General features: G+C 67.2%; 10 protein-coding genes. 5 read left to right on the top strand and 5 right to left on the bottom strand.

Annotated features, from left to right (window positions below; translation table 11 throughout):
* The 5 genes from CV1CTNOD_RS24010 to dnaB all read left to right on the top strand — a co-directional run.
* On the top strand, window positions 1-160 hold a 160-nt coding region (locus CV1CTNOD_RS24010), incomplete at its 5' end, for a 30S ribosomal protein S6 (protein ID WP_207386639.1).
* A gap of 13 nt (window positions 161-173) precedes the next feature.
* Window positions 174-737, top strand: a complete 564-nt coding sequence (locus CV1CTNOD_RS24005) for a single-stranded DNA-binding protein (RefSeq protein ID WP_131788203.1) — start codon at window positions 174-176, stop codon at window positions 735-737.
* Between the two features lie 72 nt (window positions 738-809).
* Window positions 810-1,046: a 30S ribosomal protein S18 gene (rpsR, locus tag CV1CTNOD_RS24000; protein ID WP_013875613.1), complete on the top strand. Its 237-nt coding sequence runs from the start codon at window positions 810-812 to the stop codon at window positions 1,044-1,046.
* 11 nt (window positions 1,047-1,057) lie between these two features.
* Window positions 1,058-1,504 carry a 50S ribosomal protein L9 gene (rplI, locus tag CV1CTNOD_RS23995; protein WP_131768943.1) on the top strand — a complete coding sequence of 149 codons (447 nt, stop codon included), beginning with the start codon at window positions 1,058-1,060 and terminating at the stop codon, window positions 1,502-1,504.
* 658 nt (window positions 1,505-2,162) lie between these two features.
* Entirely contained in the window at window positions 2,163-3,530 is a 1,368-nt protein-coding gene (dnaB, locus tag CV1CTNOD_RS23990) for a replicative DNA helicase (protein WP_131788202.1), read from the top strand.
* Between the two features lie 200 nt (window positions 3,531-3,730).
* Here dnaB and CV1CTNOD_RS23985 read toward each other — a convergent pair whose 3' ends face one another.
* The 5 genes from CV1CTNOD_RS23985 to CV1CTNOD_RS23965 form a co-directional block, all read right to left on the bottom strand.
* On the bottom strand, window positions 3,731-3,973 hold the full coding sequence (locus CV1CTNOD_RS23985) for a hypothetical protein (protein WP_131788201.1): 243 nt from the start codon (window positions 3,971-3,973) through the stop codon (window positions 3,731-3,733).
* 110 nt (window positions 3,974-4,083) lie between these two features.
* Window positions 4,084-4,527 (bottom strand): HNH endonuclease signature motif containing protein, encoded by a 444-nt coding sequence (locus CV1CTNOD_RS28485; RefSeq protein WP_165485701.1) that lies wholly within the window; start codon window positions 4,525-4,527, stop codon window positions 4,084-4,086.
* Between the two features lie 29 nt (window positions 4,528-4,556).
* Window positions 4,557-5,477 carry a DUF222 domain-containing protein gene (locus CV1CTNOD_RS23975; RefSeq protein WP_131788200.1) on the bottom strand — a complete coding sequence of 307 codons (921 nt, stop codon included), beginning with the start codon at window positions 5,475-5,477 and terminating at the stop codon, window positions 4,557-4,559.
* A 432-nt stretch (window positions 5,478-5,909) separates the two neighbouring features.
* The gene (sigJ, locus tag CV1CTNOD_RS23970; protein ID WP_242606986.1) at window positions 5,910-6,827 is read right to left on the bottom strand and encodes an RNA polymerase sigma factor SigJ; all 918 of its coding nucleotides are present in this window, start codon (window positions 6,825-6,827) and stop codon (window positions 5,910-5,912) included.
* A complete protein-coding gene (locus CV1CTNOD_RS23965) occupies window positions 6,779-7,219 on the bottom strand; it encodes a carboxymuconolactone decarboxylase family protein (protein WP_131788199.1) in 441 nt (146 codons plus the stop codon). The genes sigJ and CV1CTNOD_RS23965 overlap by 49 nt, the downstream gene beginning before the upstream one ends.
* Window positions 7,220-7,468 lie beyond the last annotated feature (249 nt).

Genomic DNA, 7,468 nt, shown 5'->3' with positions numbered 1-7,468 from the left:
CCGCAAGAGTTTCGAGGGCATCTACGCCATCATCGACCTGCACGCCGAGCCCGATGTTGTCGCCGAGCTCGACCGCCAACTCGTCCTCAACGAATCGGTGATCCGTACCAAGGTGATCCGGCTTCCCGAGAAGAAGCCCCGGCGTAGGGCCGCGGCCTGAAGGGAGCGGCCCCATGGCCGGTGAGACAGTCATCACGGTGGTCGGGAATCTGACGAACGACCCCGAGCTTCGCTTCACTCCCAACGGCGCGGCCGTTGCCAGCTTCACCATCGCCTCGACACCGCGAACCCTCGACCGTGCCACCAACGAGTGGAAGGACGGGGACGCGCTGTTCCTGCGGTGCTCCATCTGGCGGCAGGCTGCCGAGCATGTCGCCGAATCGCTGCAGAAGGGTGCCCGCGTCATCGTCCAGGGCCGGCTCAAGCAGCGGTCGTTCGAGACCCGTGAGGGCGAGAAGCGGACCGTGGTCGAGCTGGACGTCGACGAGATCGGTCCGTCGCTGAAGTACGCCACCGCCAAGGTCGTCAAGGCCGGTCGCGGCGGGAGCGGCGGCGGAGGCGGAGGCGGTTACGGAGGACCGTCCGGTGGCTATGGCGGGCCGCCCGCGTCCGGGGGTCCTGCCTCGGGTGGCGGCTACGGTCCCCCGGCCGGTGGCGGTTCGGGGTACGGCGGCGGGCCCGTCGACGACCCGTGGTCGGCATCGCCCGGCGGCTACTCCGAGGAGCCCCCGTTCTAGGGCTACAGGAACAGAACCCCTTCGGGTCGAGCCCACAGGCGTCGGGTCGAACCCATGACATAGGAGTGCACGATGGCCAAGGCGGCCGTGCGCAAGCCCAAGAAGAAGGTTTGCGTGTTCTGCAAGGACAAGACCGACTACATCGACTACAAGGACACCTCGCTGCTGCGGAAGTTCATCTCCGACCGCGGCAAGATCCGCGCTCGGCGGGTGACCGGTAACTGCAGCCAGCATCAGCGTGACATCGCGATCGCGGTGAAGAACAGCCGCGAGATGGCCCTGCTGCCCTACACCTCGACGGCTCGCTGAGGAGGGTGACGATGAAGCTCATCCTCACCCAGGAGGTACCCGGCCTCGGCAGCCCCGGTGACACGGTCGAGGTCGCCCCCGGCTACGGGCGCAACTACCTCATCCCCCGCCGGTACGCGATCGTGGCTACCCGGGGCGCCGAGAAGCAGATCGAACAGATCCGCCGGGCCCGGTCGGCCCGGCAGGTTCGCGATCTCGGGCACGCAAAGGAGATCGCCGGCCAGCTCTCGACCCTGTCCATCCGGCTGGTGAGCCGGGCGGGCAAGGAAGGCCGGCTCTTCGGTTCGGTGACGGCGGCGGACGTGGTGGCGGCTGTGACCGCTGCTGGTGGTCCGGACCTGGACCGCCGGCGGGTCGAACTGTCCACGCCGATCAAGTCACTCGGCTCCCACACCGTGTCGGTGCACCTGCACCCGGATGTCGTGGCGACCGTGAACCTGGAAGTCGTCTCCGCCTGACGATCACCTGAACGCGGCCGACCGTAACGGCGGCCGCGGAACCGCACGCTGATCGGGTGACCGCGATGTCACAGGGGCGAAGGCTGCGATCATGGTTCTTGTCGCGCGGCCGGAGCCCCCAAGAAAGCCAGCATCGGGCGAAGGCTGCACGATCATGACTGTTGTCGCGTGGCCGCAGCCCCCAGGAGGCATGGAGCCGGTAGACCGGCCGATGCCGATATCGCGGTCACCCGTTGTGCTTTCCGGGTAGCTAGATGCCGAGATCCCCTGGCCGTTCAGAGGCTTCGTGTGGGGTCTCGGCATGATTCGTCGTCGAATTTCTTCCATCCACAGGCGATGGGCGGTGATGACGGCCTTCCGGCGCTGATAGCAGCACAGCCGATATCTGCTCCGACTGGTTGTCCACAGCCTCGGTGGGCTTGTCCCAACGATTTCCCCAGGTTCTTCGGTGTTGTGCACAGAGTTATCCCCAGGATCTGTGGATAACTTTTTGGATGCCGGGCCCACGCGTCCGTACAGTCGACGCCGCCTGGTGGGTGCTCGATGAGACATCCGCTGGGGATTGACGAAGTCGCCACTGTCATCGAACATATGTTCGAAGAGGGTGTGGCGTGCGGGAAATGTGCGGGAAAGGGGCAGTCATGACGGGGCCGCGGCCATGACGCTGACCGATGTCGACCGCACTCGGGCTGCTTCCGGCGGACCGGTCGAGTTCGACCGCACCCCACCGCATGATCTGGCTGCCGAGCAGAGCGCGCTGGGCGGCATGTTGCTGTCGAAGGACGCGATCGCTGACGTCGTCGAGGTGCTCGCCGCGAGTGACTTCTACCGCCCCGCGCACGGCACGGTCTACGGCGTCATCGGCGACCTCTACGGTCGCGGTGAGCCGGCTGACGTGATCAGCGTCGCTGCCGAGCTCGGCCGGCGGGAACTGCTCGAGCGTGTCGGCGGGCCGGGGTACCTGCACACCCTCATCTCCAGCGTCCCGACCGCGGCGAACGCCGGCTACTACGCCCGCATCGTCGCGGAGAAGGCTGTTCTGCGCCGCCTTGCCGAGGCCGGCACGCGTATCGTCCAGCTCGCCTTCGGCCCCGCGCAGGATGTGGACGAGGTGGTCGACCGCGCGCAGGCTGCCGTCTACGAGGTCACCGAACGCCGCTCGAGCGAGGACTACGCGCCGCTCGGCGAGCTGCTCAATCCCGCGCTGGAGGAGATCGAGGCGATCGCGGGGCACGACGGCGCACTGACCGGCGTCCCCACCGGCTTCAACGATCTGGACGAGCTGACCAACGGCCTCCACGGCGGCCAGCTGTGGATCATTGCGGCCAGGCCTGCCGTCGGCAAGAGCACACTCGGATTAGACCTTGCTCGGTCCGCGTCGATCCGCAGCGGCATGACATCCGTGATCTTCTCGCTGGAGATGAGCCGGATGGAGATCACTATGCGGCTGCTGTCGGCGGAGGCGCGGGTGTCCCTGCAGAACATCCGCACCGGTCGGCTCACCGATGACGACTGGGCGCGCCTGGCCCGCCGGATGGGCGAGGTCGCCGACGCGCCCCTGTTCATCGACGACAGCCCGCACCTGACCATGATGGAGATCCGAGCGAAGGCCCGACGCCTCAAGCAGCGCAACAGTCTGCGGATGATCGTCCTCGACTACCTGCAGCTCATGTCGTCACCGAAGCGAACCGAGAGCCGTCAGCAGGAGGTCAGCGAGATATCGCGTTCGCTCAAGCTGCTCGCCAAGGAACTCGACGTCCCGGTGGTGGCGATCTCCCAGCTCAACCGTGCCTCGGAGCAGCGCGCGGACAAGCGTCCGCAGATTTCCGACCTCCGCGAGTCGGGATCGCTCGAGCAGGATGCGGACGCTGTGATCCTGCTGTACCGGGAGGATGCCGTGGAGAAGGAGTCAGCCCGCGCCGGCGAGGCCGATCTGATCGTCGCAAAGCACCGTAACGGCCCGACAGGCACCGTCACCGTTGCTTTTCAGGGCCACTACTCCCGCTTCGTCGACATGGCCGGCTGACGCCGACCCAGCGGCGTTTCCGTCTGGTTCGGGTGTGGTATCGCACTGGTTTATCCTTTTTCCGGCATTCTCGCTACTCAATGATAAGGTGACTACCCCGTCGAATCGGGCCCCACGGCGAAGGCGCCAGGTCCCGTCTGCCAGTCGGTGTCATACGGAGGCGCAAGCAGTTGGCTGCCACGCGGGATGGTGAACAGTATCTATACCGGGACGTCGAGGTCGACGCGTAGCCGCTCGAGGGTCTCGGCACGCAATGTGTCATCGACCGTGTCGGTGCCTGGAGAGGTTGGTCGGATCGCGGCAAGCTCCCTGCTGACCCCTCCGGCATGATCAGTCAGGAGCGAGACCGCCGAATTGAGCACCTCGTCGTCAACTGCCACCCGTCTGACCTGGACCCGCTCGCGCTGGTGTGCCCCGTCAAGCCGCTGTGCCTCAATACTCATGGCCCCCATATGCTGAATTCGCGTCGAAGTGACACCGCTAAATAATATTTCTTCTACAAGAATCACATATCCGATGGACGATTTTGAGGTTGTCGTTGCGGATTGCGCTATCAACATGACGACAACCTCAAAATCGACAGTTTCGCCGACGCAGGCCTGGTAGCAGACCGCACCATATGCAACCCGGTGCTGTGGTTGCGGTCGCGGTGGATGTGGTTTGCGGGTGGGGTGGATGCGGTTGCGGGTGGGGGACGGTCCAGATCTTCCCACGGTTCGGGCACGGTGCGGTAGGCCCGGCCGGTCGGGCCGGTCCAGGTCACCACCCCGTCCGCGGCCCGCGTCACCGTCCACCCGCCCTCGTGTTTGGCGCGATGATGTCGCCGGCACGCCGCGATCAGGTTCCCTTCCACGGTCTCCCCACCCTCGGCGTAGGGGCGGACGTGGTCCAGATCGCAGAACCGCGCCGGTTTCCGGCAGCCCGGAAACCGACACGTGCGATCCTGGGCGTGGACGTAGCGGGCCAGCCCCGGCGCGGGAAACCGCCGCCGACCCACCTCCACCGGCTGGCCGGTGACCGGGTCGGTCAGGATCCGCCGCCACGTCGCCTGCGCGGCCAGCTGACGGGCGGTGGCGGCGGGGATCGGCCCATAGCCGACCAGCTCACCGGGGGCGTCAGCCGCCCCGGCCAGGGTGCGACAGGGACGAGCACCCCGACCTCCACGGACACGTCGGCACCACGGTCACGGCCGAGCAGCACATCGACAAGCACGTCCGCGCGGCGAGCGTCCATCCCCCGGGAATCCTCCGACGATGCGGCGGCGCGGGCCAACAGGTCGAGGCGCTGGTAGGCGGCCTGGGCATCAGCGGCGGGCAGCAACGCCCACAGCTCGGCCATCTCATCCTCCACCGGCCGGACCCGGACCTGCCGCTCCTGGTGGGCCCGGGCATGCCGGCGGACAGCCTCGTCGGGGTCGACGGCGAGGACGGCGCGGCGCAACGCCTGACGGAACAGGCTGTGGCTGGCCCGCCCACCCAGGGCCAGCACCTTCGCCTCCACGGCGGCGGCCTGGGCGGCGAACAGCCCCACCCCGACCGCAGCATCCGGCCCCGGCCGGCCCGGGGCCGGACCGTCCGCAGCCGGTAGGGCGTTCCGCAGGGCGGCGAAGCGAGCCTGCGCGCGGATGAGCAGCGCCTCCAGCCCGGCGATGTACCGGCGGACCGCTGCCATCACCATCAGACAACCGTCCGCGTCGCACTCCCCGAGCGTGTCAAGGGACACCGAGATTTCCCCGCTGGCGGACCCACCGCCGGCCACCCCAACACCGGCCACGGCCGGAGCAGCCGCCACACCGGCAGCGGTCGAAGCAGCCGCGGCGCTGTCACCACCGGTACCGTCCTCGGCGGTGCCAGCGCTGGTGGCGGGCGCGGGAGCGCTGCCAACGGGCCGCGCGGGTGGGAGGGTGCCGGTGGTCGGATCAGAGACGCCCACCTTGGATTCGAACATGTGTACGAGTCTAGTCGCCTATCCGGACATTTCCACCACCGACGGCGAGCCATTCTCCCCACCCCCGCACATGCGCGCTCCGGGGCGCGCAACCGGGTATCTATGGGTGATTCCCCATGGTCGCCACTCCGCTGCGCAGGCTGGGTAATTTCCTGTAGTCGCCGTACATGCGTCTGGCCTGGCCGCGTCTGCTCCAGAAGGTTATGCAAAATTCTCCGATAAAGATTTTTAGCAGCACCCTGGCCTGCGACGATGCATGATATAGATCATCTGTGCTGGGAGTTCTGAATAGACCTCCAGGCGCTGGCCTACAGCCGAGGGGTGAATGCCTTGGTCATGGCCCCACCGAGGGTCATGGCCCCACCGAGCTCGCCGCGCCACGGTTTCCTGCAACCGCTGACCGGAACTTCCCACAGTCTCATCGGGTCGTTTTCACTGAGCTGCGGCGAGCTTGTCAGGGTTGGCGACCACGTACACGCCGACGATCTCATGACCGTCCGCTTCGACGAGGAGCGCATGCACGGACCTCGAAGTCTCCACGACCAGGGCGGGAGCGCCGTTGAGGTCGAGGTGCACGACCTTGAACGTCCCTCCCCGCCGGTAGATGCGGGCGAAGAAGTACGCAACCCTGGCCCGTCCGGCGATCGGTCTGCGCGCGGCGCGGACCCGGCCGCCGCCGTCGGTCCACGCGATGACGTCGGCGCGCAGCATGCTTTCCAGCCGCGGCAGGTCGCCGTCGCGGGCGGCGGCCACGAAGTCGGTGAGCAGGCGCCGGTGTTCGTCCCGGCTGGGGGCGAATCTAGGCCGGTCTACTTCCAACGTCTGCGCGGCCCGCCGGTGCAGTTGCCGACAGTCCTCCGGCGTGCGATCGACGATCGCGGCGATCTCGTCATACGGCAGCTCGAACGCCGTCCGCAGTACGTACACCGCGCGCTGCGGTGGCGTGAGCCGCTCCATGAGATGCAGCACGGCCAGCGACAGGTCGGAGGTGTCGACCGCGCTGAACGGAGACGGATCAGTTGCCACCGGTTCCGGCAGCCACTCGCCGACGTAGCCTTCGCGAAGCACGCGTCTCCTACGCAGATGATCGACAGCGAGCCGCGCCACCACCCTGGTCAGATACCGGCGCGGCTCGCTCACGCCCGCTTGGTCAACCCCGGACCAGCGCACATACGCCTCCTGCACGACGTCTTCAGCGTCGTGCCAGCTGCCCAGTAGCCGGTAGGCCAGGCCGTGCAGCATCGGCTGGTGGGCGACGAACTGGTCAGCGGGTTCCGCGGCGGACTGCTCGGCGAACGAGGTCATCCCACTGGCGGCCGCGTCCCCGTCGACACAGCGATCCGATTCCACACGTTGATCGTCGCAATAGCGAGGATCAGGTTCGCGACCTCCTCGTCCGACCAGTGCTTCACCACGCCGTCCCACACCTCATCGGCTACCCCATGCTCGCCCAGGCGGGTCACGGCGTCGGTCAGCGCCAGTGCGGCACGTTCGCGATCGTTGAAGAACGGCGCCTCACTCCAGGCTGCTACCGCGAACAGCCGGCGGCTGTCCTCCCCGGCCGCGAGGGCGTGACGGCTGTGCATGTCAATGCAGTACGCGCAGCTGTTGAGGATCGACGCCCGCAGCTTGACCAGTTCCAGGAGGGTGGGATCGACGGTCGACGTGACATGGTGCTGCAGCGCGGCGACCGCCTGGTACCCGGCCGGCGCCACCTTCGAAATCGAGATGCGTTCGCTCACACTCCCACGACGGAGCGGGCCGTTCTCGGCGTGACAATCTCAACTGTGATTCACAGCACATCATTCACCCGCGTGATGACCCGGCCGGCTCGGGGCACTACGAGTGCCGCTCTCGCTGACGCCGGCGTTGCCTCACGGATCCGCGGTGGGACCGGGCGAATCCCGGCTGGTATGGCGAGTAGAAGCAGTGCTGTCGGCATTCCCCAATCCAGACGGCCATTACCATCGCTTTGACCTACTGACAACGTG

Origin of the sequence: Protofrankia symbiont of Coriaria ruscifolia, from assembly GCF_900634745.1 — a bacterium.
In the GTDB taxonomy this organism is placed as follows: Bacteria; Actinomycetota; Actinomycetes; order Frankiales; family Frankiaceae; genus Protofrankia; species Protofrankia californiensis.
The sequence above is the reverse complement of the archived record's forward strand: the minus strand, read 5'-3'. Positions and strand labels throughout refer to the sequence as shown.